Raw genomic sequence first — 26,976 nt, 5'->3', positions numbered from 1 at the left:
CCTTTGTTTAGCTGGCTCTTACTCTAGTGTTCTAGTCCGGAAAGGGCTACACAAGGGTGCAGCCCTTCCCTTGCAAAGTAACCAAAATTTGTGACTAGAAGCAATCCCCAATGCCGCCGTCGAACAGTACAGCGCAGAGCAAGAGGACGATTAAGGCCAGTATGATGATGGCTGCCAGAAGTGCGGCATTGATAATGCCCAGTAAAAACAGGGCTACTCCAAGGGCTACCAATGCCAAAAACACGATAATGCAGCTAGTGGTAGTAACGGTTTGCCTAAAACCTCCGCAATTCTCTTTAACGCTTTCAAGTACGTTAGACATCCAAATTCCTCCTTATTGAAATCCATGAACGATGTCCCGGGACCGTTCTTACATTAAATTATGAGAAAAGGATTCTTTGTGTTACAGCGTATGAGACAAATTTTGCTCCCGGAAGCAGAAAAAGGACGGCATTTCCAGCTATCCTTTTTCTATCCAGGCTTTTCAACTTCAAAATTATAAAAAATTTAAAATTTAAAACATACCGGGCAGGCTTGATAAGTCAAATCCGGTTATTTTTTGAACCTCTTCCTTGGCTTGTGCCTTACTTTTTTCCTGGGCTTGTTTAAAAGCCTCAATAATTAATTGCTCCAGGGATTCCGGGTTATATTGATCCAATTGATCGGCATTAAAACGAACCCCCAGCACATGCTGCTGACAATTCATTATAATCCTTACCATGCCATTTCCGGCGCTTCCTTCAACGGTCATTTTTTTTAACTGCTCCTGAAGATTTTGCACCTGCCCCAAAACTTTTGACATACTCCCTAACATCTTAACACCCCCGTTTATCCTTGAAATAAGTTGGGGAGATTGGCCACATTAATTCCGGTTAATTTGGAAATCTCCTGTTGAATGCGGTTTCTGGTCTCAGTCTGAACCTTGCTTAAGCCTTCGGTGACCAAATCTTCCAGCCTGGCGATGTCTTCAGTATTGATTACCTCAGGAGCAATCTTAACTCCCAGCAAATGCTGAGAGCCATCCATGGCTACGGAAACAGCCCCTTCACCCACACTGATCTCCACGGTAATCCCCTTTAGGGACGCTTGCAAATTCTGCACCTGAGAAATTATCCCGCCAAAATTACCTAACAACGGAAACACTCCCCCTTAATTTGATGTCGGCACGCCTAATCTGGGGTCCCATTTGATGGTACCCCGGGGCCCGGTCTGAGGTTCTTTTCTACCGGTTTCTTTTACCGGACCCGACTTTTCTTCGGTCCGTCCTGGTCTCTCTTCTCCCCTGTGGCCGGCAGCTTCTTCTCGGTGCCGCGGAACCTCCGACGGACGTCCTGGTCCAGGGAAACTGCCCATTAAATTCGCCAGCATGCCCATCAGAGCCGCCGGATTGCCGCCTCCCGGCCCGCCGCCTCCCATCATCCCGGCCAGTGCCCCCAGCAAGGCCGGGTCTAAACCGGGCTTTCCTCCCGCTTCCCCTGTACCTGCTCCTCTGGGAAGGCCGCCCATCATGCCGGCCAGGGCTGCCAGCAGGGCCGGATCAAGGCCACCCATGCCCCCCCGCTGTCCGGAGGCCACTCCTGCTCCCGGGGCATCCGGTACGCCCAGCATCTTGCCGATTTGAGCAGCCAAATCGCCGGTTCCCTGCGTTACCTCTCCTTCCGGCAGCAGGCGGTTCATGCAGTTCACAATACCCAGCAAATTCATCAAGGCCAGCGTAATCATGGTGTGGTTCTGATCTGTCCCATATCGGGTTTGGTGATCCAGCAGCTTAAACAAAGCATCCTCCAGTCCCCCGGACATCCCCTGACCCGTAGGTACGGCCGGAATCATGGCTTCTTCCTTCTTCGCCTTTTCCACCTGGTTCCCCCCTTAAAGTCAAAAAACTAACAATATCATAGTATGAAGGACCGATCAAATTAGTTACTTAGGATTTTTGATCCTTCCCAGAGAATAAAAAAAGCAAGCTGCCCGGGCTTCGGACAGCTAATAGGTCTAGCGAATGCTTCTCTTAGCTCATGCACATGACGGAAACATCATCAATGAGTACGGCGGACCCGTTGGGGGGCTGCACATTATTGGGCTCGAACAGGAAGGATACCAGGGCAAGAGCAGTGCCCTCCGGCGCAGTAACATTCTGCGCGCAAATCTGCTGCCAGCCATTGCTTAATTCGGTGCCGGTACGGGTCACCGTAGACCCGGCCAGGCGGTTTCCATTGGCATCAAAAAAGACCAGTTCAGCCGTCAGTGTAAACTGATTGGCTTGGGTTCCAATTTGAGCCTCGGGAGCAACCGATCTGGCCCAGAAGCACATCCGGTAATTCAAACCGGCCCGGGCAAAAGTAGCATTAATGGTCTGGCTCAAGTTTGCACTTTCCTGGCGGTTATCGCCCAGTTGGGCCGAGTAAGTACCGGTGTGGGCTGTGTCGGACCGGACTACATTGCTGGCGCTCCAGGCCACCGGCGTGTTATCTCCCAACCAGTTTTCCAGACTGGGATCCGCTACCAGCTCGGTGCCGCAAATCTGATCCGGAGACGGGCAAACGCGGATAAATACCTGTTGGTCTTCGGTAATCTTTAAAACAAAGGAAATGGTGGCCACCTGCTGAATACGGGAAGCCCTCGGCAGCTCAAAATCAACGTTTACATCCACATTGCGGAAGTCAATGTCCACGTTGCCGGGATTGCTAACCGGCAGTGGCGGATTTAAAACAATATTTTTGGTAAAGGGAATATCTTCGGCCATATGACGGACATCATCATCTTTGTTGACATAATAAATCTGTTTATGGATTTCACCATGAATGGTGATACTGCGAATGAAGCTGGGTCCGCACTGGGGCTCTCCAAAATGGATGGTGGCCTTAGGGCTGTTGCAACCCACCTCGGTGGTGAAGTGGGGATCTGCTTCCAAATCCCGCACCACCACATCAATATGATCCACTTTTCTAGCCACTTCTTCCAGGCATGTTACGTTATCCACAGAAATGGATCCTGGGACGTCGGCTAAAACAATGGGCAGCTTCACAAGAACGCAATCGAGTGGAAGAGTACCGTTAGGCATTTTTATACCTCCTTATAGGTTTATATAATTAACCCTTGGCAGCGCAAGGAATTTTGATTACCTGCCCCACGGTTAATTGGTTAACATTGGTAATCTCGGGATTGGCTCTTCTAATGGCACTGACGGTGGTGCCATAACGCTGGGCCAGTTTGCTCAGGGTATCTCCCTGCTGGATGGTGTAATTAAAGACCGTTCCGGGCACGCACGCTTCAGGCTCCTCCGTAGGAGCAGGAGTAGGTTCCGGCAGGCTTACACCGGTCACAATTTCCCGCCGCACCGTTTCGGTAACCCTGGCGCAAATTTCCAGAACCGCTTCGATCAGCAGGTCGCAACCGTCCATCTTAGCATTGGTCCATTCCACGTTTATATCAAAGTCTACATTGTCATCAGGGCGGGCGCCGGGAACGTCAATGAAGGTCTTGAAAGTAACCTTCCGGTGAATCATGTGGACGGCCTGATCCTTCTTCACCGAGGTATAAATCACCTGGAACTCGATGGTGCCCCGGACCAGCACTTTATCCTGGATAACGTCACTGTCCTTGATAACGATGTCGCCAATCTTAATATCCCGGACTTTGTCAACATCCGGCTTATGATGCGGCGGTTCTTTGAAATCCCGGATAACCACCTGTTTGCATTCTTCGCCCACCAGGCTCTCCATGGCCAGGGTAGCGGTTTTTAGGGATTCAGCGCCTTTCACTTCGGTAATTACACTCACTTCCCGGTTTTCAACCACCCGGGCGGTGACATTTAAGACAATGGTGGGAGACAGCAGGCATGCATTGTCTTCATCCTCTTCAACAAAGCAACTCTCCACCATGACGTCTACTTTGGCGATCATGCCCTGCTCGGCGCCTTCAATTTCAATAAAATCAGTAAAATTAAAGGTATTCTCAAAGGTATGGACTTTCTGGTCGTCTTTCATGGCGGTGTAAAGGCACTCCAGTTCCACTTCACCGTCAATGATTACTTTATTGCGGATAATTTTAACATTGGTGATTTCAACATCGCACATGCAGCGCAGGACCTTTTCAACATCGGGCTTGCGTTCCGGAATTTCAAATTCGTCATCAATCAATACTTGTTTGGAGCCACTGCCTACCAATTGCTCCAGATTCATTTGTTCGGACTCGCATTCAAACCCCTCCGGGCATTCAACCAGGGCATCCACTTCACGGGTTTCGGTGATCCTGGCCGTAACCATAATTACTGCCGCTACATCCCAATCCGCGGCGCACTTGGGATTTCTGGTCAGGCTCACATCCTCTACCACAATGTCAACTTCCTTGTTCATGCCGGGACGGGCGCCTTCAACATCCACAAAATCCACAAAATCGATTTCGTCATGAAAGGTGTGTACAGACTGGTCATCTTTAAAGGCAGAATACATCACTCTCAGTTTAAGGGTTCCTTCAACAATAACCTTATCGGGAATAACCTCAACCTTCCTCAGCTTAACCTTGGTGTCAATGGCAAGGATCTCTTCAATTTCGGGTTTTTCCTCTGGTACGGAGAGGGTTCCACGAACTATGGTTTGCTCGGTATTTTCAGCGATTACCTCTTCCACGGTCAGCCTTTCTGTTCTTAACGGTTCGGTCGTGGTTCCGGCTCTCTCGTAGGCGCGTGTTTTACGGTACCGCGTCTTAGGCTGCCTCTTCATGGCCATTTATCATAGCCTCCTTTCAGAATATCTCCTTAATATATATATTGGTTTGGCTGGAGAAATGTGCTGAAAATGTGGTCAATCCTCAAGAAAATGAAAAAAAACAGGAGGAAATATATCCTCCTGCTGCCTTATTCTGGTATTTTGTTCATTATCCAGGCTTTATTCCAAGGACACGGTTTGTCCCGAAACGTTATCTGCGGGCAAATTCCTGCACCCAGATATAACCATAACCATTATAACTCTGGTAAACTCCCACACCAATTTCATTATAATTGGCATTTAAAATGTTCGCCCGGTGACCGGAGCTGTTCATCCAGTCGGTCATGACCTGCTGGGCGGTCTTCTGTCCCATGGCAATATTTTCGCCGGCGGCCGTGTAACTAATTCCCTGCTGGCGCATCATGTCAAAGGGGGAACCGTAAGTGGGAGAAGTGTGAGAAAAATATTTTTTATTGTACATATCCTGAGCCTTTAACTGAGCTACAGCGGTTAAGTCCTGCTTGGCCACCACCGGTTTAAGTCCCTGTTTGGCCCGTTCCGCGTTGACCAGATCCACTACCTGCTGCTGCAACTGGTTCATGCTGGCATCCGAGGAACCGGAGCCTTCATTTGGTTCCCCATCCCCAGGTGTAGGAGTGGGGGTCGGCGTGGGCGTAGGCTTCGGCGTTGCGGGCTTACTGCTTCCCTTGGTGGCCAGTAGTTGAACACAAAGCTTGCCACTGGTGGTGTTGACCATGGCCACACCCACGCAGTCGTACTTGGCGTTTAAAACCGAGCTGTTGCCATAGCAAGTTAGTTGCTTATCAACCATGGCCTTTACATCGCTACCGCGGACAACGGTTTGTCCAAGGGATTTGTAACCTCCGTTTTTAGCTACCTGATACAGGTTTGCGGTGCTGGGAATCTGGCCGGTCTTCTGGTAGGCGCTTAAGAGTTGGGCTGCCTGAGCACATAGCTGGGAATCGTACTGCAGGGCCGGAAGTCCCGCTTTAGACCGATTCGCATTCACCAGGGCAACCATTTGCTGGCCATCCTTGTCTACAGCCAAAGCCGCTTGGGGGCTAGCCATGGATACCAGAAAGGCGAGCGTGAACAAGGTCGCAAGAAACATGGAAACTCTTTTTAAACGAAACTGCACTTTCTTTCTCCTCCTTTTTGCCTCCGGAGTTAGCTGACGGGTTCGGGCAAGGATAACCCTACCTAAAAAATAAAAGGATTCACCCCCAAATGGCTGGTTCCTCCGTACCCGGGACCTCCCGGGATTCGGCATGAATTTTACCCTTCCGGCAGAACCGGAAGGCCTGTCCTAAATATACAAAAAAATGGATTTTCTTACAAAAACCGTATGACATGCCAATCATTGAATCAATTAGATTCTATAGGCAATGATCAAAGTTTCTGGATAAATTCTCATGATTGATCATCTATACCATTATTTACTATGGAACAAAACCCCGGGATTTTCGTCCCCGGGGTTGGTCTAGCTTATAACTCCACATTTAATTTTTCCAGTACCCGTTGAATAGGGTTAAATACCGTCACTTTATCAGAACCTGCAAACAGCAGACCAACGGCCCGGTTGCCTTCCGTCAGCACCAGGGACCCGCTGTCTCCGCCCTGGGACTTCATATTGGTCACCACCTGGCCGCTAAAATGAGCGGTGCTTTCATCGTCCAGTTTTACCTCCAGCGTAGCACCTACGGCAGTAACGGTCCCCTTGGTGATACCGGTGGTTCTGCCGCTTTTTACAACCGGCATGCCGGGTCTGGCTTCAGCCAACCCTTCAATTCGCCCAATCCCCAGAACTTCTTCAAAGATAACATTCTCGCGAACCGGCCGGGCCACGGCACAGTCAACCAAATTTTCCGCCCTGCCGCGCTTAAAAAATCTTAAATCATAATTGGGTCGAAGGGTATGCACCAAAATATTGGCCAACCGGGCCGCAACGTTGGCTACCGGACAGGTGGCTAGAGATTCTCCCTTTTGCAGGGGAATGTACCGGAGCAAAGTGGCAATCCGGTTATCTTTGGTGCCGCCATCATATTCCCCGGGCTGTAAAATGGGATCTCCCACAGCGGCCCGGCCGTCATTGCCATTGGAGGCATTGGCTAAAATATGATTATTGGAAAGAATTAATTTTTCCCCGGTATCCCGGTCCCGCACCACGGCCCCAAAGGTACCGGCGGTAATGCGGTAATGGCCGATACTGACCCCGGGTTGGGCCGGTCGAATGACCTGGGTGCGTTCACTCAACAAGCGGACTTCGCCAATTTCGATGACGTCTGTTTCCAGGCCGTTAATTTTATAAGGTACAAGATTTTCCCTGCTGAGATTCTCAGAAGTCTCTTTCTTTTTAACAAATACAATAATGGCGGGCCTTTCCGTCCGTTCCAAGCCCACATGCTTGTAACCAACACCCACGCCTACAACATTATTCATGCCCAGCAGCCTCCACCGGGCACGTTCAACGGTCTTTAAATGCTTATCCATAAAGGAAATCCCTCCCTATAAACTCCTAAATCATCATATGCGGAGGAATTCAAAGGGCTACTCATTTAATAGTTTGTTTTAGGAACACCCAGGCGGTGTTTACCCCGGGTTTCCAGCCCCCCAATTCCATCAAATCCGGTAATGGTACTGGAGATAATCTCCCGAATGGCAATAGGATCATGGATGGAGGTATAAGCAATTTTCTCCACCACAAAGACCGGATCAAAGGCATGAATCAATACTCTTTTGGGGGAGCTGGCAAAGTTTGATCCGGAGCTGAGAATGGCCTCATAGCAAGATTGGCAGGCCCCGGCAAAGATCACCAGATCGTCTTTGCTTTTTTCAAAGGTGCGGGCAATTTTTACCGCCTCAATAAAATACTTGGTATTATGATAATTGTTAATATCCGTTAAATCTTTGGCCCCTTTTTTTAAACCGTCATGCCCGGTAAGTACCAGGATATCCGGGTAGTGTTTTTGCAGCAGCTCTTTGACCCTTTTGGGCTGTTCTTCTTCTTTTACTGCGTAACCATAGGCAGGAATAGAAAGATTTCGGTATGTGGTCATACACAAATCCAGGTAATCTTTATCTCCGTCTAAATGCAGTACACTACCGGGCACATCAAAACCCTCAATCTCATCTGTCTCCTGCTGCCCCTCGACTCTGCCGGTGCGCGACAAAAAACAGTGGCCATCGGTACACCGTTTAATCCGGTGGCCCCTTTCCTCTACCCGGCGCTTCATGACCCGGTCCATAATTTCGGCGTTTTTGCGAAGTGTTTGGGTCCAATAAGTAGCGACATCCTTGGCGTCAATCTTTTGTAAGTCATCCACAGGAGAACTGGCGAATAATCTTATATCCAAACCTTTTATAACAGCATAATCCCGCCCGTCATCGCCACGGTATATATCGGTAACTTTAAAAAACAAATCATTTTCATAGGATTTTCGGGCAACAATATCACCCTCCTGTATCTTTGACACCGTACCCCCCCCTTTTTAGGTTTGCTTCATCTTATGTCGGGGGCTACAGGGTTGTGAGTAATCCTTTAAGGACCTGGAATTTTTTAGAATGCCGTCGGTAAATTGGCAATAAGAGTAGGCGGGGTCCAGGGCTTTATTAATTTATAAAATGTTTTCCACTAGACGTACAGGTTTAGGTTGATAGGTTCCGTTCAGGAGTTGTTCTCTAAATTTCAGGCCAGTGATCTTTCAGCAATGGCCAAAGGGATTCTATGGTCATTCCATCTATATCAGTCGCACCTTTATTAGACTGGACTCGGTGTAATGCATAGTACATATTGTCCTTTGCTATCACCCGTTCCATTAGTTTTGTACAACTTTCTTCGCGGGTCGTTTCGCTGGCTTGCATTGGTGAAAAACTCGGCATTTCTTCGGTCCCTGGGCGCAGGAAAGCCGCTGACTTCCTTTAGATTCATCTCGCGACGGACACCCTTACCTTAGGCTACGGTTATCGCTATCTTCGCCGTTCGGAATTTTCACCCTATAGATAACGCCCATGCCGGCGCGCATAAAAAAGGCTGACCGGAAATACGGCCAGCCGCTTTTTCATATTAACTATGTTTTTTTCCATCAAATCGCTTTCAGCCTGCCGTGCAAATGTAAACGCCGATTCACCCCGAGAATAATCACTATCGTTGCAGACCTTTGTTAGACGGCCTTGATCGGTCAGTTTGACCACGCCATCCTCAAACTCTATACAATTTTCTTTTTGCAAGAGGACTATGACATTCTTCGTAAAGGCGGTATCCCAGCGCAATGAGTCTGTATGTCGTCAATCCCGGCTCTAGTTGCTTCGTCCTCACTGTCTTCATAGTTGTAAAGATGGAACAGGATTGTCATTTTTGCAAACTGTATTTTCTGGTTTCTTCGCCTGCGCAAGGCACTGATAAGTCCTCTGTGCGGGGCAAAAACAAATACCAGCAAGAAAGCAATTCCCGTCATCACTGCCATGCTGCCGGCAATGGATACATCCAACAACGCTGCGGTGTGGTAACCCAATATACCATTGGCGGCTCCAATTAGCCCGCTTAAAATGAGCATCCATTTCAAATCGTCGGTGAGCAGGTAAGCCGTTACCGGCGGGCCGATCATAAACGTCACCACCAGTATGGAACCGACCGCTTGGAACGTTCCCACCGCGGTGAGTGAAACCAGCGTCATCAACCCGTAATGCACCAGTCCCGGCATGAAACCCAATACGGCGGCAAGCAAGGGATCGAAGGTTACAATTTTCAGCTCCTTGAAAAAGATGATAATGGCCGCTAGATTGATGAATAAAAGTGTACCCGTCGTGTAGATGGCCCTTGCTCCAATGTCCACGCCCGCCACCACCATCCGGTCGAATGGCGCGAAGGCAAGCTCACCCAGGAGTACTGAATCCGTGTCCAAATGTACCGAGCCTGCGTAGCGTGTAATGAGTATAATAGCGATGGAAAAGAGCAGCGGAAACACGATGCCCATGGCGGCGTCCTCGGCCAAAAGCCGCGTGCGGACCAGCATTTCTGTCAACCAAACGGTCACAACGCCCATTAGCGCCGCACCGAGTATCAGTAATGGGGAGGACAGTTCATGCGTTATGAAAAACGCCAATACGATCCCGAGCAATATGGTGTGGGTGATAGAGTCGGCCATCATGGACATCCTGCGTAGCACCAAGAACACGCCGGGAAGCGCGCAGGCCACCGCCACAATTACGGCAATGAGCTGTATTTCAAGGTGTGGGGAAATTTGACACGCCTCCTTCCATCCTTAATAGAAGCCTGTTCTTCCTACGCTGATACAGCTTGTGCAGAATACCCCTTCCCGGAGCAAAGAGAACACTCATAACTACAATCACGCTAACGCATACCACGATCGCCGGACCTGTGGGAAGCTTTGGAACCATGGAACTAGCGGCAGTTCCCGCTACGCCGGAAACCATGCCGAAAACGGCGGAAAGTAAGGTCATCGTCCATAGCTTGTTTGTCCACTGGCGCGCAGCCACAGCCGGTGCGATGAGCATCGCGCTCATGAGAATGACACCCACCGTCTGGAGCCCGATGATGATGGCCAGCACAATCATGAACGACAGCAGCAGGTTCAGCTTCTTGGGCGAGAAGCCGAGGTTCTGGGCAAAATCACTGTCAAAGGTAAGGAGCTTGAATTCCTTCCAAAAGAGGATCACAAACGCCAGCAGGATTGCGCCGCAGACAGCCATCATAACAATGTCCCGCTGTAGCAGTGTGGATGCCTGCCCGAAGATAAACCGTTTGAGTCCCGCCTGATTGGAATTGGGGATCTTCTGCACATAGGTCAGAAGCACCAGCCCAAGCCCGAAGAACACCGACATAACCAATGCAAGGGCACTGTCGAACTTGATGCGCGTGTACTGGATGATACCGACAATAAAGAACGTGGCCAGCAATCCAGAAATAAGAGCCCCCAGCAATAGAACCTCCGTATTTTTGCTGCCAAGCAGAATAAAAGCTATGACGACACCTGGCAGTGCGGAGTGGGAGACCCCGTCTCCCAAAAGGCTTTGCTTGCGCAGGACGGAAAAGCAACCTAACACGCCGCTGATCAGCCCCAAAAGGGCGGCGCCTAGGGCTACCGTCTGAAAAGTGTAGTCACTAAGTAGAGTAATCATCGTGCTCATATCACACCACGCTCCTTAGAAGCGTACCGGTACTCCGATATGTTTTTTTCAGATTTTCCTCGTGAAAAACTTCGTTGACCGTCCCACTGGCGACTACCCTTATGTTAATCAGTGTGACCCAGTCAAAATAATCCTCCACCGTCTGAAGGTCATGGTGCACTACCACAACAGTCTTTCCTTGCTCTTTCAGCTCTTTTAAGAGCAGAACGATGGCTTTTTCCGTCTGTGCGTCCACCCCCTTAAACGGTTCATCCATGAAGTAAATCTCCGCTGCCTGTGCCAGAGTCCGGGCGAGAAACACCCGCTGCTGCTGGCCTCCGGAAAGCTGACTGATCTGTCGTGAGGCATATTCCTCCATGCCGACCTTTTTCAATGTCTGCCGGGCCAGCTCCATATCCGCCTTGCGGGTACGCCTGATCCACCCGAGCTTGCCGTAGGTTCCCATCAGCACCACGTCAAGTACCGTTGCGGGAAAGTCCCAGTCCACACTGCCGCTTTGCGGAACGTAGCCAATGTGGTTTTTCAGCGAGCGTACGTCTTCACCGTTTATAAAGCGTACCGCTCCAGAAACAGGCGTTAACAGCCCCAGCATCGCCTTAATCAACGTTGTCTTGCCCGCTCCGTTTGGTCCGATCACCGCCATCAGCTTTCCTTTGGGAATTTTCAAGTCAATATCCCATAAAACTGGTTTCGCATTATAGGCAACGGTGAGGTCTTCCACCTCCACTGCGTAGTTTTGTGATTTGAAATCCATAACTCATCCCTCCCGTCATTTTAGGGCGTCCACAATAGTGTCTATGTTAGCCTTAACGGTAAGGATATAGCTTTCGGCACCGGAACCCTCTCCGCCCAGTGAGTCGGAATACAGCTCGCCGCCGATGGCCACGTCAAAGTCCTTCGCTTTCACCGCCGCCTGAAGCGCCCGGATCGTCTTTGGTGAAACTGAGGATTCCACGAAGATTGCCTTAATCTGCCGCTCCACGATAAAGTCCGCAAGCGCACTTACGTCAGCCGTGCCTGCCTCGGCGTCGGTGCTGATGCCTTGAAGGCCGCGTACCTCGAAGCCATATGCCTTACCGAAGTAATTAAACGCGTCGTGCGCCGTGACCAGCACCCGCTGTTCTTCCGGCACCTCCGAAGCCCGTTCGCGGATGTATGTATCCGCCTCATCCAATTCCTTAATATAGTCTTCCAAGTTCGCTTCATAATCGGACGCATGGTCGGGGTCTGCCTTGGACAATCCGTCGGCGACAATTTTGGCTGCATCCTTCCAGAGCGCCACGTCAAACCAGATATGCGGATCATGCAATGGACCGCCGCCGCCATCCCATTCCAAAAGCTTGGATTTGTCTAGCCCATCTTCAATGCAGATGACTGCATGCCCTTTCCCATCCAAAGATTCAAAGACTTCACCCATCTTTCCTTCCAGATGCAGTCCATTATACACGACAATATCCGACTGTTGCATCAGCGTCATATCGCCTGCGCTGGCCTGATACAGGTGAGGGTCAATACCAGGCCCCATCAAGCCACTGACGGAGACGTGCTCCGCACCAATAATGTCAGATAAATCTGCCAGCATAGTGGTGGTAGCTACTACATTCAGAGTATCTTTCTCTGAATCCGGCTTTGTCGCGGGTTGTGAGCAACCAGTAATTAATAATACTAAACCTAGCATTATTCCAAACAAGACTTTCATTTTTTGATTCATAACAATCCTCCTAACTAAAATTTTATATTATTTTGTTATGGCCGGGATGCCTGATCCACATAGATTTGACTGGCGGCCTTATAACTGATTTGAATCTGTTTCCCGTCAAAGCCAATTATCGTGGGGCTCTTATCCCTTCCAATAGAAATAACCGTCACAGTGCTGCCGATTTCAATTCCTAACCTCTAAACATAATCACTCACATCTATTTGTGTTAGGGACGGGAAATAACGTTTCCTTTGACTAATGTATGAATCATAAGGTGAAAGTGTTACAAATATACTAAAACATACAGTTAAAAAGGATCTGATGAAATGGATGAGAAACAAAACTCTGAGTATCGCACAATACGAGGCTATCAAATGGCTAACCAGCGGAAAAATGAACTCACACCGGCTATGGAGGATTATCTGGAGATGGCTTTCAAGCTCTGCATAGAAAACGGCTATACTCGTGTAGGAAGGCTTTCAGAGCAGTTAAATGTACGCCCGTCCTCCGCCTCAAAGATGATATCCAAGCTTGTCGAACTCGGATATCTGGAATACGATCCTTATGAAAGCATTCTTTTGACCGGAAAAGGCCGGACCGTAGGCACTTATCTTCTGCACCGCCATGATACGCTGGAGCAATTTTTTAGGCTGATCGGCAATACCAATCCCTTGGAGGAAGTCGAGCTGATTGAGCATTCGCTTACTTCCTCCACCGTATCGCAAATCAATAATTTGCTGCATTTCTTTGCACAAAATCCCAATATTTGCAAAGAATACGAGTTATTTAAAAAAAACGATAATCCTCACTTCTGCCCCCGATAATATCCGTAGATTTTCGAGAAAAATGTACAACCCTGCTACTGCTCTCCCGGCTCAGTAGCCATCAGCCTACAGATCCTGGTATGCACACGAATTGGTCGGCATGGTGCGCGCTGCATGGCTCTGCAATAGGTCGTCCACATTCTGCATAATTCCTGTACAAAAAGCGCCATACTTTCTGACACGCTTCCGGAGCGTGAACAGGAAGTTGGCGCTGTACTATGGTGGAACAGTAAATAGATTTCATAATAACAATGAAGGGATTCTCCACAGGAGTATAGGAAACCGAAACGTCTAATCCGCCATGTGTGGCATTCGCGGCCAGATAAAAAGACCTATGCGTTGCGTAGTCAAATCCTTAAACGAGTCTTTGCAGGCTATAGAGAAATATGCCAAGCGCTATACTCCCGATCGGGTCAGGTTAGCAATTAGGTCTGGCTTAAATTTGCTGCCATGAATCCCAAAAAACTGGCTATGCAGAAGTTTAAATCTTCTTCTTTCTCTCTTCTCTTCACTTCTTTCTCTTTGTATATCAAAAACCCCGTTTCTTTCGCTTGAAACGGGGTTCTTTAACAGCCTGAAACTCTTACCGGGTTGGTAAGAGTTTTTTTATTTGGTATATTTATCGGCTACACTGGAAGCAGCAAAGGAATCCGGTTTTATTTTGGCCTCAAAGCCGCTGCCGGTAACCATTCCCACCACTTCACGAATCAGGTCTTTGGTTTCACCATGGCGTCCCACATCAATATGGATTTCTACATTCAAGTGCTCCAGGCCGCTCTGGGATAGATATTCCGTAATCTTAGCCCCTTCTTCAAGGCTCATGGTGGTTTCGTAGAATATCTTCTGACGCAGGCTTTTGATCTTACGCTCTGTACTTTTACGGTAAAAAAACCGGGCCCCCTTACCCATACGGTGAATAATGACCGCGGTAACAAAACAAGTCTCCCGCCGGACCTGAGAGTCGGTTCCCACGACAATTTTATAGGAAGAACAGGGGAGCCCTTTAATGTATTCCAGGATATCTTCCATCATTTCTTCAAAACTCATTTGTCCTTTCGTTGGGCTTATAAATGTCATAAAAGCCTCCGTCACTTAGGTCTAAAGGGCCTTCTTTTATGGTCCAGCCTCATGAGAAATCCTTTTGGTCCTGTCTTTAGCCTAATGGGTTTCTTGGTGGGCCTGTTGCTGGAATCAGCGCATTCTTTCCAGAAAAGAACAGGACCTGAGAGAAAGCAATATAAAACGAACAACTAGACCCTTAAAGAAAGCCTGTTAGGCGAACAACGGGACGCAAAAGAAAATCAGGATTAGTACCAACGACTAAACGCGTTGGCCAATTGGGCGAACTCCTCCAGGGACAGGGTTTCACCCCTGCGGGCAGGATCCAGACCGGCTCGGCCTAAGACCTCCGTCCAGATTTGTTTGTCTGCTAAACCTGAACCGGCCAAAGCATTCAGCAAAGTCTTTCTTCGCTGGCCAAAGGCAGCCCGGACTACTTTAAAAAAGGTCTCTTCATGGTCCAGGGCCACCGGCGGCGCCGGTCTCCGGGTCAGCCGGATTACCGTGGACTCTACCTCCGGAGCAGGGTAAAAGACGGTTTTGGGAACCCTGGCCACCACTTCAGGCTGGGTAAAATACTGCACCAGAACGCTGAGACTGCCGTAGTCTTTTCCTCCCGGAGGAGCCTTTAAACGATCAGCCACCTCTTTTTGCATCATCACCACCATGCATTCCAGATTGAAGCCCCCGGTTAACAGATGGATCAATAAAGGGGTGGTAATGTAGTAAGGCAAATTGGCCACCAGTTTATACGCTCTGGCCCTGGAACCAAAAATGCCTCCGGTTTTTTCCGAAGCCAACCGGTCAAAATCCAGCTTCAGCGCATCCCCATGAATCACTTCAGCCCCGGCGGAATCCGCCAGGGTCTCTTTTAGTATCGGAAGCAAGTTCCGGTCAATCTCTACCGCCAGTACTTTTCCGGCCGAACGGGCTAGCCTGCGGGTTAATACCCCTAACCCGGGCCCAATCTCAAAGGCCAGATCCTGCTCGGAAAGGTTGGCGGCCTGAACAATTTTATCAATAATGTTGGCGTCCATTAAAAAATTCTGCCCCAGGGCTTTACGGACTTTAAAACCGTGGGCGTTGATAATTTCCCGAACAGCCGCCGGTGAAGTTAGTTCCCGCAAATGAATCCTTCGATCCTTTCCTTACTCATATTTTATACTTCTATTATAACCACTATGTCTAGGGAACCGCCAGTTAAATTAACATAATGATTTACAATAAAATCCAAAATTTGCAAAACAATAGAACCCGGATTTTATAGATTTTACAGATTCTTGCGGATTTTAAAATCTTTTTATCCGCGTAAATCCGTATCATCCGTTCAATCCGCGTTCTATTCCTAAAGCCAGAACCGATCTAAGGAAGATCAAATCATGGTAGATTCTCTGCCCAATATCAACCCATCATGGCCTGCCGCAAAGCTTGAACCTTCGCCGCAATATCCGGTGATCCTACGATTTCCGCCACCAGGGCAACGCAGCGGGCGCCCCGGGCGGTTACCTGATGAATATTATATTCTTTGATTCCCCCGATGGCTACAAAGGGCAGCGGGATGTTCCTGGCCACATATTCCAAATACTCCAACCCCACCGGATCGCAGACATCCTTCTTGGTCTTGGTGGCAAAGATAGGACCCACGCCAAGGTAATCCACCCCGGCACCCAGGGCGGCCCGGGCTTCTTCCGGCGAGTGGGTGGAAAGGCCGATCAACATCTCTTTTCCCACCAGTTCCCGGACCTTTTCCGGCGGCAGATCATCCTGGCCAATATGAACTCCGTCCGCTCCCACCAGCAGGGCCAGATCAATATGATCATTAACAATAAAGGTCACCCCGGCCTGGCGGGTTAACTCCCTGATTTTTAAACATTCCAGGTATTTTTCCCGGGTCTTCTTTTCCTTCTCCCGGTACTGGATCACTTGAATCCCGGCTTCAATCATTTTTTCCACCACCTGGAGGTTGCTTCTGCCCAGGGAATATTCCTCCGCTGTGATCCCGTAAAGATCCGCCGTCAACAGATGATGCAAATTTTTCTCCCCAGCCATGATTTTCACTGCCCTTTCTTATGGTTTAAAAAGTACTGCAGGACCACATCCGCCTGCTTGGCTGCCGCCACCACCACCCCGGGGGCCATGGCGGGGCAGTCCGCAGTGACCTCCGATACTCCATCCCCCACCAGGAAAAAATGTTCTTTTATTTTTTGAATCCCAATGCCGTCGCTTCTGCCCCACCCGGCCAGTCCGGAAGCAGCCACCAGCAATTTCGGGGCGGATAAATAGGCCTCCACCACCATTTTTTTAAACTCCGGTCGATCCAAGGCCTCAATCACCGCCTGACAATCCCGGAATAAATCCTTTACATTTTTGGTTGTAATTTTTTCAGCATGAGTTTCAATGTGCAGATGGGGATTAATTCTTAATAAGTTTTCTTTTAAGGCTTCCACTTTAAGCTTCCCCACCTGATCCAGGAAAAAGAACTGCCGGTTCAGATTGCCGTACTCAACCCGGTCGAAATCCACCAGCTTTAAATTTCTAAAACCGCTGCGCACTAAAAATTGGGCGCAATTGGAGCCCAGCCCCCCGGCTCCGGCGATTCCAAGCTTCACCTGTTGCAGCCGGGTCAGCGCTTCCGGCCCCAGGGTCAAGGTCAGCGCCCGCTCAAAGTCATTCATCTCCCTGCTCACAGCGTCTGCCAGTCCTTGAAAACCGGCTGGTAGCCCTGCCGGTACAGCATGTCAACCATGGCCGGCACATCCCGCTCATCGGAAATGGCAAACTGGCTGGCAGCCTCCGGCTGGCAGCGCCCGCCCACCGCCGTGCAAGAACCGGCGGACATTTTGGTAATTCCCAAAGGCAGCAGGTGATCCCTTAAAAAGGCCGACTCCCGGGTGGAAAGGGAAATCCCTCCCCTGGGCATGAATAGACGATAGGCCAGGATATACTGAACCAGATTTTTATCCCGGACCTTCTCCACCGGTTCAAAATCTCCCCCGTGGGGACGCATGCGCGGCGGCGAGATGCTTACTTCCAGGTGACCGTATTTATTTTGCAGATAACTGGCGTGAAGCCCTGTGAAGAAGGCCTCGCTGCGCCAGTCATGAAGACCCAGCAGGGCCCCCACGTTCACCGTGCGCACGCCGGCCCGGCAGGCTCTTTCCGGGGCATCCAGCCGGAAGGCATAATTTTTCTTGGGGCCCGCCGGATGCAGCCGGTCGTAAACCGCCGGATGGTAAACTTCCTGGTAAAGGGTCAAACCGTCCACCCCGGCGTCGACCAATTCCCGGTACTCCTCTTCTTCCAGGGGATAGATCTCTATGCCAATGGAAGAAAAATATTTTTTAAGCACCCCTACGCAATCCTTTATATAGGAAACTGGAGAGTGCTTACGGGATTCCCCGGTGAGAATCAGCACATGCTTCAGCCCGGTGGCGGCAATGAGCTGCGCCTCCGCCGCCACCTCTTCCAGGGTTAACCGGGTTCTCGGAATGGCGTTATGGACTGCAAAGCCGCAGTAAACACAACGGTTGACGCAATGGTTGGCCAGATAAATGGGTGTATATAACAAAATGGATCGGCCAAAATGCCGCACCGTCAGCCCATGGGCCCTCCGGGCCATTTCTTCCAGATGGGCCTCCGCCGCCGGGGATAGGAGGGCCAGATAGTCCAGTTCCGATAGACGGTCTTTTTGAATGATTCTCTGAATGTCTCCATCCCCGAGACTGCGAAAGTAATCTGCAAAGGCAAAGTCCTGGTACTGCCGGTACTTCTCAAAAAAGCTCATTTCATTCACCTTATTCCTCTCGCAAAAATCCCGTTAGCGGTGAAGAAGCGCTGGCGTATTGTTGGGTTGCCCCGGTACCGGCCAGATAGGCTGCGCGTCCCGCAGCCACGGCCAGACCAAAGGCCCGGGCCATGGCCACAGGATCCCGGGCAGAGGCAATGGCGGTATTCACCAGCACCGCGGCTGCGCCCATTTCCATGGCTTCCGCCGCCTCGGAGGGCCGGCCGATTCCGGCATCCACAATTACGGGCAGGGATATTTCTTCAATTAAAATGCGGATTAACTCTTTGGTTTTAAGTCCCCGGTTGCTTCCGATGGGCGCTCCCAGGGGCATTACCGCGGCCGCGCCGGCCCGTGCCAGTTCTCTGGCCGCCATTAAATCCGGGCTCATGTAGGGCAGTACCACAAAACCCTCGGCAGCCAGAATTTCCGTAGCCTTAATGGTCTCATAATTATCCGGCAGAAGATATTTGTTGTCCGAAATGACCTCAATCTTGACCCAGTCACCGCAGCCCGCAGCCCTGCCCAGGCGGGCAATGCGAACCGCCTCCTGGGCGGTTCGGGCCCCGGAAGTGTTGGGCATTAGCAGGCACTCCTTGGGAATCAGCTGCAGGACGTTTTCCTCTGCAAAATCCGTATCCACACGGCGCATGGCCACTGTGACCACCTGGGCGCCGGAAGCCTCCAGCACTTTGGGAATGAAACGATTGGAGGGGAACTTTCCTGAACCAAGAAAAAGCCGGCTGGTCAATGGACGTCCCCCGATCACCAGATCATCTTTCACGGGCTTAACCTCCTCCAACAAATCTTAACACCTCCAGGGTATCGTTTTCTTTTAACACAATTTGAGCCCAATTCTCCTGTTTAACTAGTTCGTTGTTGTATTCAACGATCACCGTATCCGGATTGAGTCCTTTCTCCAGAATGAATTGACCAAGGGTCAATTCTTCCTTCACGGTAAGGGTTTTTCCATTAAACCGGATGTCCATGTTCAGCCTCTCCTCTCAGCCACTGTAAAACCTCTCCCAGGGTTTCATAGGGGTGGGCCGGAATCTGGTTTTCCAGGCAATACTTCAATAAATTTTTTTTAGCAAAGACCTTACTGCAGGACTCTGCGGCACAGAAATCCGAATAACCGTCTCCCACAAAAATCTTCCGGGCGCCCGGCTGACCCAGGCGTTCCACCAGCTTTTGTTTACAGGTTCCGCACCGGCCGCACCGGGGATTATAGTGAGGCGCCATGACCCGGTACTGGCCGTCAAAGGACAACCCGTTGCAAAAACAAGATATTTTTATTCCTTCCCGCTGCAGTACCCCCTGAATGATGGGTTCATACCCATCGCTCAAAATATAGGCGGGGTAATTCTCCTGCTCACAGAAACGGAGCAATTCTTTCAAATGAGGGTCTACCTTCACCTCCTGCACCAACCGCTTTAGAACCTCGGGAGTTACCTGCATTTGCCGGAAGGACTGCCGGGCACATTCCATGGTGGAAATTTCCTTGCGTTCCCAGCGCCGGTTCAATTCCAGACATTCCGCATTGCCGTAGCGCTCCATCAGCATATCGCAGGTATCCTGCTCGGTAATGGTGCCGTCAAAATCCAGAAAAAGAATGGTTTCCATACGTTCTCCTCCGGCTTCTTTTAACAGTATTCCGGTTGCTTTCCCATATACTGGGCCACAATTTTCATGGCGCAGAAATCGCCGCACATGGTGCAGGCCTCATGACCTCCGGGATTGCGCTCCCGCCTTAGTCTGGCTGCCTTTTGCGGGTCCAGGGCCAGTTCAATTTGTTTTTCCCAATTCAAGGCCTTCCGGGCCCGGGCCATCTCCCGGTCCCACTCCATGGCTCCGGGGATGCCTTTAACCAGATCCGCGGCATGGGCCGCCAGGCGTGAGGCCATAATTCCTTCCCGCACATCCTCCAGGGTAGGTAAACCCAGGTGTTCCGAAGGCGTAACATAGCAGAGGAAATCCGCCCCGGCCGCTGCCGCCACCGTCCCGCCGATAGCGGCGGTAATATGATCATAGCCCGGAGCAATATCGGTAACCAGAGGGCCCAGGACATAAAAGGGAGCCCCTTTGCAGAGGGTCTTCTGCACCTGTACGTTGGCGGCGATTTGATCCAAAGGAACATGCCCCGGCCCCTCCACCATGGCCTGAACCCCCCGTTCCCTGGCCCGGTCCACCAACTCGCCCAAAACAATCAGTTCCTGAATTTGCGCCCTGTCGGTGGCATCCGCCAGGCAACCCGGACGCAGGCCGTCTCCAAGGCTGAGGGTTACATCGTACTGCAGGCAAAGATCCAGCAGCCGGTCGTATTGTTCATAGAGAGGATTTTCCTGGCCGTGATGCAGCATCCACCCGGTCAGAAAGGAACCTCCCCGGCTGACAATGTCCGTAATGCGGGACTGATTTTTAATGCGCTCCAAAATCCCCAGGGTAACGCCGCAATGAACCGTAATAAAATCAACGCCGTCGGAGCAATGCCGTTCAATGACCTCAAAAAGATCATCCGCCGACATTTCAATCATGCTGCCCCGTTTCTCCCGGTTTTCCAGAAAAGCCTGGTAGATGGGCACCGTGCCAACGGCTATGGTGCTCTCTTCAAGAATACGGCGGCGGCCCCGGTCAATCTCCCCTCCGGTGCTTAAATCCATCACCGCATCGGCTTTGGCCTCCAGCACCCCCTTTAGTTTCTCCAATTCCCTGTCAATATCCGGAAAACTGGTGGAAGTTCCAATGTTGGCGTTTACCTTGGTTCTCAGTCCTTTGCCGAATCCGGCGGGGTCCAGGCTTTTGTGGTTGATGTTGGCGGGAATAACAATGGTTCCTGCGGCCACCCCCTCCCGGATAAATTCCGGCGTTACTTTTTCTTTTTCAGCTACCCGGCGCATGGCCGGCGTAATCTCGCCCGCTTTGGCTGCCAGCATTTGTGTCATTCTTTGTTCCTCCAATTTTTTCAATTTTTAAATGCTTTCTTATTCTTCATCCAAATGCAACCCGGCTCTTTGGTACAGCTCATAAAAATGGTGAGTTGGACCGGCCCCCTGCCCCAGTTCCAGGGAATGGGCAATGGCGTTGTGGATGTATTCCTTGGCCCTGCCCACCGCCTGCACCAGGGGGTAGCCCCGCCCCAGCAGGGCGGCAATGGCCGAGGAAAAGGTGCAACCGGTGCCGTGGGTATTCCGGGTAAAGTGCCGGGGCCCTCTAAATAAAACAAATTCGTCCCCGTTGTACAGTACATCCACCGCCTCCTCTCCTTCCAGATGTCCTCCTTTAAGCATCACATTGGCGGCCCCTAAGCTGTGGATCTGCCTGGCCGCCTCTTTCATTTCCTCCAGTCCTCCAATGGGGCGGTTAATAATGGCTTCCGCCTCCGGGATGTTGGGCGTAACCACCTCAGCCAGGGGGAACAGTTCTTGGGCCAGGGCGTCGCAGGCCGCCGGTTGCAGTAATTTATGTTTGCTTTTGGATACCATCACCGGGTCCACCACCACATGAACCGCTCCTTTTTCTTTTAAGCACCCGGCAATGGTATGGATAATGGCTGCGCTGGAAACCATACCGATTTTAACCCCGTGCACCGGGATATCCTCGTAAATACACCGGATCTGGGCGGCCACCATTTCCACGTCCAGTTCCCGGACCATAAAAACCCCGGTGGTATTTTGGGCGGTCACGGCGGTAATCACGCTCATGCCATAGGTTCCCAGCGCGCTGAAGGTCTTCAAGTCTGCTTGAATACCGGCTCCGCCGCAGGAATCGGAACCGGCGATGGTTAACAAATTTTTCATAAGTCCCCCTTGTAAAATTTTATAAAAAGGCAAATGACCAACAATTTTTATAAAAAGAAAAGGCGTACCCCAAAAACAGGTACACCCATCCTACAACGATGAAAAGTTGCTCCCTACGCCGGCATTATCCGGGTCAGGTCAAAGGGTCTGGTCTTAACCACTCTCAGCAAGGTGCTCCCCTGTTCTTATTATTCATTTGTATCGGCATGGTAAAGGGCTTAACCCTTGGCTTCCAATGCTCCCAGAATCTTACGCTTCATTTCCATAAACAAGGCTTCCGCGGTAAAGGCGGGTTTTCTAGGCCGGGGCAACGGAACCCGGATTTCTTCCTTAACCTGTCCGGGCCTGGAGCTAAGTACATAGACACGGTCCGATAAATAAAGGGCCTCCTCAATATCGTGGGTTACAAAAAGCACCGAATAACGAAATTTCTCCCAAATCTCCAGCAGCCAGCTTTGCATCTGAAAACGGGTAATGGCATCCAAGGCGCCAAAGGGTTCGTCCAGCAGCAAAATATCTTTATGAGGGAGAATGGTCCGCAGCAGGGCCGCCCGCTGTCTCATGCCTCCGGATAATTGAAAGGGATAGCTGCGCTCAAAACCCTCCAGGCCAAATAACGGCAGCAGTTCCCTGGCCCTGGCCGCCGCTTCCTTGCGGGGCACGCCCTCGATCTCCAGACCCAGAATTACATTGTCCATAAGACTGCGCCAGGGAAAAAGCAAATCCTTCTGAGGCATGTAGGCCAAAAACCGGCCCGGTTGGTCCGGGCACTGGTCGTTGATTCGTATCTGCCCCTCCGCCAGGCGCTCCAAACCGCAGATTAAATTCAGCACCGTGCTTTTTCCACAGCCGCTGGGTCCCAGCAGGCTTACAAATTCTCCGGCCCCAACCCGGATATCAAGCTGGTCTAAAACCTGCAGGTAGCCCTGTTCCGTAGCATAGCCCCAGGAAACACCCCTTAATTCCAGCTTGTTCTTCATTGGGGTAAAAACTGGTTGGTAAAGGCCTTATCCACATCCACCGCCTGGGGCAGCAATTTCTGCTGCAGCATCCAGTCCGCATAACGCTGCCAGATTTCTTTCTTTTGCTCTCCCCAGCGAGGTGCATCGGCCTGATACTGATCCGCCAGCCACTGCTGGCTCTTTAGAGCCAGCTCCCGGTTGGTCTCCGGGGCGTTTTGCAGCAGCACTTCAGCGGCTTCCTGGGGATGTTCGATGCAATAGCCGTAGCCTTGGGCCACAGCGGCCATAAACTTTTGGGCTAACTCCGGTTTTTCGGCAATCAGTTTTTCATTGGTAATTAGTACCGGGGTGTAATAATCCAGGGCCGGATGTAAGTCTTTCAGCAGCATAAAATTGAGAGGAATATTTCTTCTCTCTGCCTCCAGACCGTCCCAACCATAGTAGATCCAGGCAAAATCAATGTCCCGCTGAATAGCGGTAAAGAAATCCGTGGTCCCGATGTTGATGTTTTTAATTTGAGCGGCATCCCCGTTATCCTGGTCCAGCACCGCCGCCAGCACCGCTTCCTCGGTGGGAGAGCCCCAGCCGCCGTAACGCTTGCCTTCCAAATCCTTGGGTCTTTGGATATGGAGTTCCTTTTTGGAAGCAAAACCGGAAGTATTATGCTGGATCACCGCGGCGATGGATACCACTGGAATTCCATTGGCCCGGGCCATGGTCACATCCTCCTGGTAACTGACACCGAACTGGGCCTTGCCGGTGGCTACCAGTTGGGAAGTTCCTCCTTCGGAAGGCTGGATGATTTCCACCTCAAGCCCCTGTTCTTTAAAATATCCTTTATCCTTGGCCACATATAAACCGGTGTGGTTGGTATTAGGCACCCAGTCCAACATCACCGTAACCTTTTCCAGTTTCTTTTCATCCTGGGCCTTGGATTCCGGGGCCGGTTCTTTGGCACAGCCCAGGGATACCAGAAATAAAAAGGTGGTTAGGAGCAGCCCGATCTTCTTCAAAATTATTTTCTCCCTTCCTTATGCCAGGGCATGATCATCCTGGCCAGTAATTCAATTAAGACAAAAACCCCCAGACTCAGGACAGAAATAATGACCACCGCAGCCAGCACCCCGTCCGTTTGATAGGAACGGGTTGCCCGGGTCATATAAACACCCAGCCCTTTGCTGGCTCCCAGCCATTCCCCAATCACCGCCCCCATAATGCTGTAGGCAGCGGATATCTTTAAGCCGGAGAAAAAGGACGGCAGGGCCGCCGGCAGCTTTACCTTGGTAAATATCTGTCCCCTGCGTGCCCCCATAACCCGCATGAGATTAATCATCTCCCGGTCCACTCCGGCCATGGCCTCCACCACACTGACCACCACCGGAAAGAAGCAGACCAGGGCAACCACAATGACCTTGGGCAGCATTTCATAACCAAACCAGATAATAAACAACGGGGCAATGGATATGATGGGAATGGTTTGGGACACCACCAGCAGCGGATACAGCGCCCTGCGCAGGGCGGCTGAAAAATCCATCAGCCAAGCCAGCAGCAGGGCGGCCGCAACGGCCAGCAGCAGCCCGGCTCCGGCTTCCAGCAGGGTTTGTCCGGTATGCTCCGCCAGCAGCGCCCTGGACTGCCACAACGTTTGCAGAACCTGGCTGGGTGCTGGCAGCAGCCACCGGGCAACGGCATAGAAGCGCACCATTCCTTCCCAGACAACCAGGGTCAGCAATAAAAACAGCAGAGGCCAAAGCAGGTTCTTTAATGTTTTCATAAACACCCTCGGCTTCATGGTACAGGGTTTACCTGTATTTGCCGATTTTCTCCTCCATGGTCACTCCGCTGGGGCAGTAGTCAATTTTTATGATGGTCATCACTCGGCTGGCTCCAGCCTCTACGCAAGCCTGCTGAGCTTCCTTGACAATCTCCAGCAGCGGTTCCAGTTCCCCTTCCATGGTGGTTTCCATGGGTCCCACCTCATATTTCACCCCGGACTTCCGCACCACCTCAATGGCTTTATCCACCACGGCATAAGTGCACTCATCCGCCACTTTGGGAATCACCTGAAAACTCACATTGATAACGGGCATTCCCCTTCCTCCTTGCGATTCATTTCGATCACCAGTAAAATTCCTTCCTTAACGGTTATACTGACCTCCGGACCAGTTACTTCATTGCTGACACCATAGGGCTTGCCCAATTCAAATACTGCGTCCGTAAGGGGCCATTTCACTCCTCTGGAGGTAATTCCGGTTACCCGGGTGGTCAGGGGCAGAATGGACAGGATGGTATCCGGGTTGCCCGGAAGACGGACCGGGTTTTCCGGGGTCGCCAGGGTAAGGCGGTGCCCCTTGGCCAGCATTTGTACCTTAACCCCCTGCCGAACCACCGGCACCAGCATCTGAATGGCAGCCAGCGTGTGATCCAGACGCCCGCCGGAGCACCCCAGTAAAACAATGGAGGTGGCTCCCCGCTTCACAGCCTCCATCAGAGCCAGCTCGGTATCCATTTCATCCTTTTCCTTGGGATACTTAATCAATTCCACGTCCTGGGCCGCCAATTGCTCAAGCTCTTCCGGCCGGGCCGAATCCATATCCCCAACCACCACCTGGGGCACAATGCCCAAGGCCAGGGCATGCCGGGTCCCGCCGTCGGCACAAATGGTTAAAGGACTGCCGACAAACAAACTGCGGTATTTTTCATAATCTTCCATTTCACCGTTAGCTAAAATAATACACTGCATGGCGCACCTCTCCGGTTGCTTCCTTTTCTGCTTACTTTACCTAATAAAAATATCCCTTATACAAAAAACACACCGTGAAGACGGTGTGTCTAAGAAGCACTACACTCCCCACGCGGGCATTATCCCGATCTGGTTAAGGGTCAGGTGCGTAAAGCCCTTTCTCAGCCCCATTGGCTCCCCTGGTAAAAGCTATTTATTTTAGCTGATTATACTATAGGCTGCTGTTTTTAAAATGTCAATACCGTTATCCCACAAATGTCTTATTCTAAAACATAGACTCGGGTTTTTCTGGCGCCCCAGCTCAGAGCCTGATTCTGAGTCTCAAAAAAAAGATCAATGCGGTTGCCTTTAATCATCCCCCCGGTATCCAGGGCCACGGCCCTGCCATAGCCTTCGATGTACAGCCTGGTTCCCAGAGGAACCACCCGGGGATCAACCGCTGCCACTCCCGGGCCGGGATTTCTGCCGGAAGCAGTCTTGTAACCGGTATAGGTGTAGCCTGTGGCCAGCATGTCGTAAGCCTGGCTAAACCGGAGGGACTGTCCTCCACGGCTGACGGAAGACTGGACCCCCACCTGGATAATACAATCTACGGGTTCCTTCTGAATCTCTTTAGAGACACAGGTCCGTGATACCTCAATGCCGTCTTCATATTGTAATTCCCAGATTTGAAGCTCTGTCCCGGCTTGACCTTCACTTATTTTTTTGCTGAAGCCCTTGGGCATTTCAGGGTTGGAAATATATTTTGTGGCAAAAGGCAGGGATACTTCCTGGGTTTCTCTCTTTACCAGCACCCGTGTTACTTTAATGTCCATATCCCTTTCCAGAGTAGCGGACCGTGCCGGATGAACCACATCCTGGGAGTTCATTTTTATGCCCTGCTGCTCCAGTACCTCCTGAACCGTCCTTCCGGTGCTTTTAATAGTGGTCCTTTTGCCGTCTACCGTGAGGTGAACCGTCACCTGCCCCAAAATCCGATCCTGGATATAGCCCGATACACGGGCAAGGGTTTGTCCCCCGTCAATTTCTTTAGTCCAGACCGCGTATCCAAGAGCCAGCCCGGTCATGCTTAACAGTAAGAATATTCCCAGCATTCCTGCCAAAAAGGCTTTTTTGCAGGACTCCCTTTTATGTTTAAGATCTACAGTGCAGGACTTTGAACGGGGAGGCCATTCTACCGGACACCAATCCATCCTAAAACCTCCTTATTAAAGGGTATACGATCTCAATTCTT

The 26,976-nt window shown here is 50.8% G+C and carries 30 protein-coding genes, 1 pseudogene and 3 riboswitches; of the genes and pseudogenes, 1 reads left to right on the top strand and 30 read right to left on the bottom strand.

All coding sequences use genetic code 11. From position 1 onward, the window contains the following. Positions 1 to 94: 94 nt before the first annotated feature. The 14 genes and pseudogenes from DESRU_RS00810 to DESRU_RS21685 all read right to left on the bottom strand — a co-directional run bounded on the left by DESRU_RS00810 (position 95) and on the right by DESRU_RS21685 (position 12,755). Positions 95 to 322 (bottom strand): hypothetical protein, encoded by a 228-nt coding sequence (locus DESRU_RS00810; protein WP_013840238.1) that lies wholly within the window; start codon positions 320 to 322, stop codon positions 95 to 97. A gap of 192 nt (positions 323 to 514) precedes the next feature. Further along, a complete protein-coding gene (locus tag DESRU_RS00805; RefSeq protein WP_013840237.1) occupies positions 515 to 814 on the bottom strand; it encodes a YbaB/EbfC family nucleoid-associated protein in 300 nt (99 codons plus the stop codon). 14 nt (positions 815 to 828) lie between these two features. Continuing rightward, the gene (locus tag DESRU_RS00800; RefSeq protein ID WP_238446332.1) at positions 829 to 1,143 is read right to left on the bottom strand and encodes a YbaB/EbfC family nucleoid-associated protein; all 315 of its coding nucleotides are present in this window, start codon (positions 1,141 to 1,143) and stop codon (positions 829 to 831) included. Positions 1,144 to 1,149: 6 nt separating this feature from the next. Continuing rightward, positions 1,150 to 1,857 carry a hypothetical protein gene (locus DESRU_RS00795; protein WP_013840235.1) on the bottom strand — a complete coding sequence of 236 codons (708 nt, stop codon included), beginning with the start codon at positions 1,855 to 1,857 and terminating at the stop codon, positions 1,150 to 1,152. Positions 1,858 to 2,008: 151 nt separating this feature from the next. Beyond that, positions 2,009 to 3,061 carry a DUF3794 domain-containing protein gene (locus DESRU_RS00790; RefSeq protein WP_013840234.1) on the bottom strand — a complete coding sequence of 351 codons (1,053 nt, stop codon included), beginning with the start codon at positions 3,059 to 3,061 and terminating at the stop codon, positions 2,009 to 2,011. 28 nt (positions 3,062 to 3,089) lie between these two features. Continuing rightward, entirely contained in the window at positions 3,090 to 4,727 is a 1,638-nt protein-coding gene (locus DESRU_RS00785) for a DUF3794 and LysM peptidoglycan-binding domain-containing protein (protein ID WP_013840233.1), read from the bottom strand. 190 nt (positions 4,728 to 4,917) lie between these two features. Further along, positions 4,918 to 5,865, bottom strand: coding sequence for a CAP domain-containing protein (locus DESRU_RS00780; protein WP_013840232.1), 948 nt, complete (start codon positions 5,863 to 5,865; stop codon positions 4,918 to 4,920). 3 nt (positions 5,866 to 5,868) lie between these two features. After that, a riboswitch (cyclic di-AMP (ydaO/yuaA leader) is annotated at positions 5,869 to 6,006 on the bottom strand. Between the two features lie 206 nt (positions 6,007 to 6,212). Next, positions 6,213 to 7,217, bottom strand: coding sequence for a chymotrypsin family serine protease (locus tag DESRU_RS00775; RefSeq protein WP_013840231.1), 1,005 nt, complete (start codon positions 7,215 to 7,217; stop codon positions 6,213 to 6,215). Positions 7,218 to 7,282: 65 nt separating this feature from the next. After that, the gene (gene yabG / locus DESRU_RS00770; RefSeq protein ID WP_013840230.1) at positions 7,283 to 8,200 is read right to left on the bottom strand and encodes a sporulation peptidase YabG; all 918 of its coding nucleotides are present in this window, start codon (positions 8,198 to 8,200) and stop codon (positions 7,283 to 7,285) included. Positions 8,201 to 8,879: 679 nt separating this feature from the next. Further along, a pseudogene (locus tag DESRU_RS00765) lies at positions 8,880 to 9,967 on the bottom strand (metal ABC transporter permease); the annotation flags it as partial. Continuing rightward, positions 9,951 to 10,874 (bottom strand): metal ABC transporter permease, encoded by a 924-nt coding sequence (locus DESRU_RS00760; protein ID WP_013840227.1) that lies wholly within the window; start codon positions 10,872 to 10,874, stop codon positions 9,951 to 9,953. The gene DESRU_RS00760 and the pseudogene DESRU_RS00765, both read right to left, overlap by 17 nt. 1 nt (position 10,875) lies before the next feature. Continuing rightward, the gene (locus tag DESRU_RS00755) at positions 10,876 to 11,628 is read right to left on the bottom strand and encodes a metal ABC transporter ATP-binding protein (RefSeq protein WP_013840226.1); all 753 of its coding nucleotides are present in this window, start codon (positions 11,626 to 11,628) and stop codon (positions 10,876 to 10,878) included. 15 nt (positions 11,629 to 11,643) lie between these two features. Next, positions 11,644 to 12,585 carry a metal ABC transporter solute-binding protein, Zn/Mn family gene (locus tag DESRU_RS00750; protein WP_013840225.1) on the bottom strand — a complete coding sequence of 314 codons (942 nt, stop codon included), beginning with the start codon at positions 12,583 to 12,585 and terminating at the stop codon, positions 11,644 to 11,646. A 35-nt stretch (positions 12,586 to 12,620) separates the two neighbouring features. After that, positions 12,621 to 12,755: a FeoA family protein gene (locus DESRU_RS21685; protein WP_420536357.1), complete on the bottom strand. Its 135-nt coding sequence runs from the start codon at positions 12,753 to 12,755 to the stop codon at positions 12,621 to 12,623. A gap of 144 nt (positions 12,756 to 12,899) precedes the next feature. Between DESRU_RS21685 and DESRU_RS00745 the strand changes: the two genes are divergently transcribed. Beyond that, on the top strand, positions 12,900 to 13,397 hold the full coding sequence (locus DESRU_RS00745) for a metal-dependent transcriptional regulator (protein ID WP_013840224.1): 498 nt from the start codon (positions 12,900 to 12,902) through the stop codon (positions 13,395 to 13,397). Between the two features lie 606 nt (positions 13,398 to 14,003). On the opposite strand, the gene DESRU_RS00740 is transcribed toward DESRU_RS00745, so the two are convergent. The 16 genes from DESRU_RS00740 to DESRU_RS21415 all read right to left on the bottom strand — a co-directional run bounded on the left by DESRU_RS00740 (position 14,004) and on the right by DESRU_RS21415 (position 26,935). Beyond that, the gene (locus DESRU_RS00740) at positions 14,004 to 14,474 is read right to left on the bottom strand and encodes a ribonuclease H-like YkuK family protein (protein ID WP_013840223.1); all 471 of its coding nucleotides are present in this window, start codon (positions 14,472 to 14,474) and stop codon (positions 14,004 to 14,006) included. A gap of 230 nt (positions 14,475 to 14,704) precedes the next feature. Beyond that, on the bottom strand, positions 14,705 to 15,583 hold the full coding sequence (gene rsmA / locus DESRU_RS00735) for a 16S rRNA (adenine(1518)-N(6)/adenine(1519)-N(6))-dimethyltransferase RsmA (RefSeq protein ID WP_013840222.1): 879 nt from the start codon (positions 15,581 to 15,583) through the stop codon (positions 14,705 to 14,707). A gap of 274 nt (positions 15,584 to 15,857) precedes the next feature. Further along, the gene (thiE, locus tag DESRU_RS00730; protein WP_041275251.1) at positions 15,858 to 16,505 is read right to left on the bottom strand and encodes a thiamine phosphate synthase; all 648 of its coding nucleotides are present in this window, start codon (positions 16,503 to 16,505) and stop codon (positions 15,858 to 15,860) included. Between the two features lie 5 nt (positions 16,506 to 16,510). Beyond that, the gene (gene thiF / locus DESRU_RS00725) at positions 16,511 to 17,131 is read right to left on the bottom strand and encodes a sulfur carrier protein ThiS adenylyltransferase ThiF (protein ID WP_041275250.1); all 621 of its coding nucleotides are present in this window, start codon (positions 17,129 to 17,131) and stop codon (positions 16,511 to 16,513) included. 8 nt (positions 17,132 to 17,139) lie between these two features. Next, positions 17,140 to 18,240, bottom strand: a complete 1,101-nt coding sequence (gene thiH, locus DESRU_RS00720) for a 2-iminoacetate synthase ThiH (protein WP_041275511.1) — start codon at positions 18,238 to 18,240, stop codon at positions 17,140 to 17,142. A 10-nt stretch (positions 18,241 to 18,250) separates the two neighbouring features. Next, positions 18,251 to 19,024 (bottom strand): thiazole synthase, encoded by a 774-nt coding sequence (locus DESRU_RS00715; protein ID WP_041275510.1) that lies wholly within the window; start codon positions 19,022 to 19,024, stop codon positions 18,251 to 18,253. A gap of 4 nt (positions 19,025 to 19,028) precedes the next feature. Beyond that, complete coding sequence (thiS, locus tag DESRU_RS00710; protein WP_013840217.1) at positions 19,029 to 19,229, bottom strand: sulfur carrier protein ThiS; 201 nt, start codon at positions 19,227 to 19,229, stop codon at positions 19,029 to 19,031. Further along, complete coding sequence (locus DESRU_RS00705) at positions 19,213 to 19,863, bottom strand: MtnX-like HAD-IB family phosphatase (protein WP_013840216.1); 651 nt, start codon at positions 19,861 to 19,863, stop codon at positions 19,213 to 19,215. The genes thiS and DESRU_RS00705 overlap by 17 nt, the downstream gene beginning before the upstream one ends. A gap of 20 nt (positions 19,864 to 19,883) precedes the next feature. Further along, a complete protein-coding gene (gene thiC / locus DESRU_RS00700; protein WP_013840215.1) occupies positions 19,884 to 21,182 on the bottom strand; it encodes a phosphomethylpyrimidine synthase ThiC in 1,299 nt (432 codons plus the stop codon). Positions 21,183 to 21,221: 39 nt separating this feature from the next. After that, positions 21,222 to 22,037: a bifunctional hydroxymethylpyrimidine kinase/phosphomethylpyrimidine kinase gene (gene thiD / locus DESRU_RS00695; RefSeq protein ID WP_013840214.1), complete on the bottom strand. Its 816-nt coding sequence runs from the start codon at positions 22,035 to 22,037 to the stop codon at positions 21,222 to 21,224. 93 nt (positions 22,038 to 22,130) lie between these two features. Then, a riboswitch (TPP riboswitch) is annotated at positions 22,131 to 22,228 on the bottom strand. Between the two features lie 27 nt (positions 22,229 to 22,255). After that, positions 22,256 to 23,017, bottom strand: a complete 762-nt coding sequence (locus DESRU_RS00690) for an ABC transporter ATP-binding protein (protein ID WP_013840213.1) — start codon at positions 23,015 to 23,017, stop codon at positions 22,256 to 22,258. Next, a complete protein-coding gene (locus DESRU_RS00685) occupies positions 23,014 to 24,012 on the bottom strand; it encodes an ABC transporter substrate-binding protein (protein WP_013840212.1) in 999 nt (332 codons plus the stop codon). Before DESRU_RS00685 ends, DESRU_RS00690 begins: the two co-directional genes overlap by 4 nt. 2 nt (positions 24,013 to 24,014) lie before the next feature. Then, positions 24,015 to 24,773: an ABC transporter permease gene (locus tag DESRU_RS00680; protein WP_013840211.1), complete on the bottom strand. Its 759-nt coding sequence runs from the start codon at positions 24,771 to 24,773 to the stop codon at positions 24,015 to 24,017. 28 nt (positions 24,774 to 24,801) lie between these two features. Next, positions 24,802 to 25,089, bottom strand: coding sequence for a thiamine-binding protein (locus DESRU_RS00675; RefSeq protein WP_013840210.1), 288 nt, complete (start codon positions 25,087 to 25,089; stop codon positions 24,802 to 24,804). Beyond that, a complete protein-coding gene (locus tag DESRU_RS00670; protein WP_013840209.1) occupies positions 25,071 to 25,742 on the bottom strand; it encodes a thiamine diphosphokinase in 672 nt (223 codons plus the stop codon). The genes DESRU_RS00675 and DESRU_RS00670 overlap by 19 nt, the downstream gene beginning before the upstream one ends. 87 nt (positions 25,743 to 25,829) lie before the next feature. Then, positions 25,830 to 25,933: riboswitch (TPP riboswitch) on the bottom strand. A 69-nt stretch (positions 25,934 to 26,002) separates the two neighbouring features. Next, the gene (locus tag DESRU_RS21415) at positions 26,003 to 26,935 is read right to left on the bottom strand and encodes a 3D domain-containing protein (protein ID WP_013840208.1); all 933 of its coding nucleotides are present in this window, start codon (positions 26,933 to 26,935) and stop codon (positions 26,003 to 26,005) included. Between the last annotated feature and the right edge of the window lie 41 nt (positions 26,936 to 26,976).

Source organism: Desulforamulus ruminis DSM 2154 (assembly GCF_000215085.1).
GTDB classification, from domain to species: domain Bacteria; phylum Bacillota; class Desulfotomaculia; order Desulfotomaculales; family Desulfotomaculaceae; genus Desulfotomaculum; species Desulfotomaculum ruminis.
The sequence above is the reverse complement of the archived record's forward strand: the minus strand, read 5'-3'. Positions and strand labels throughout refer to the sequence as shown.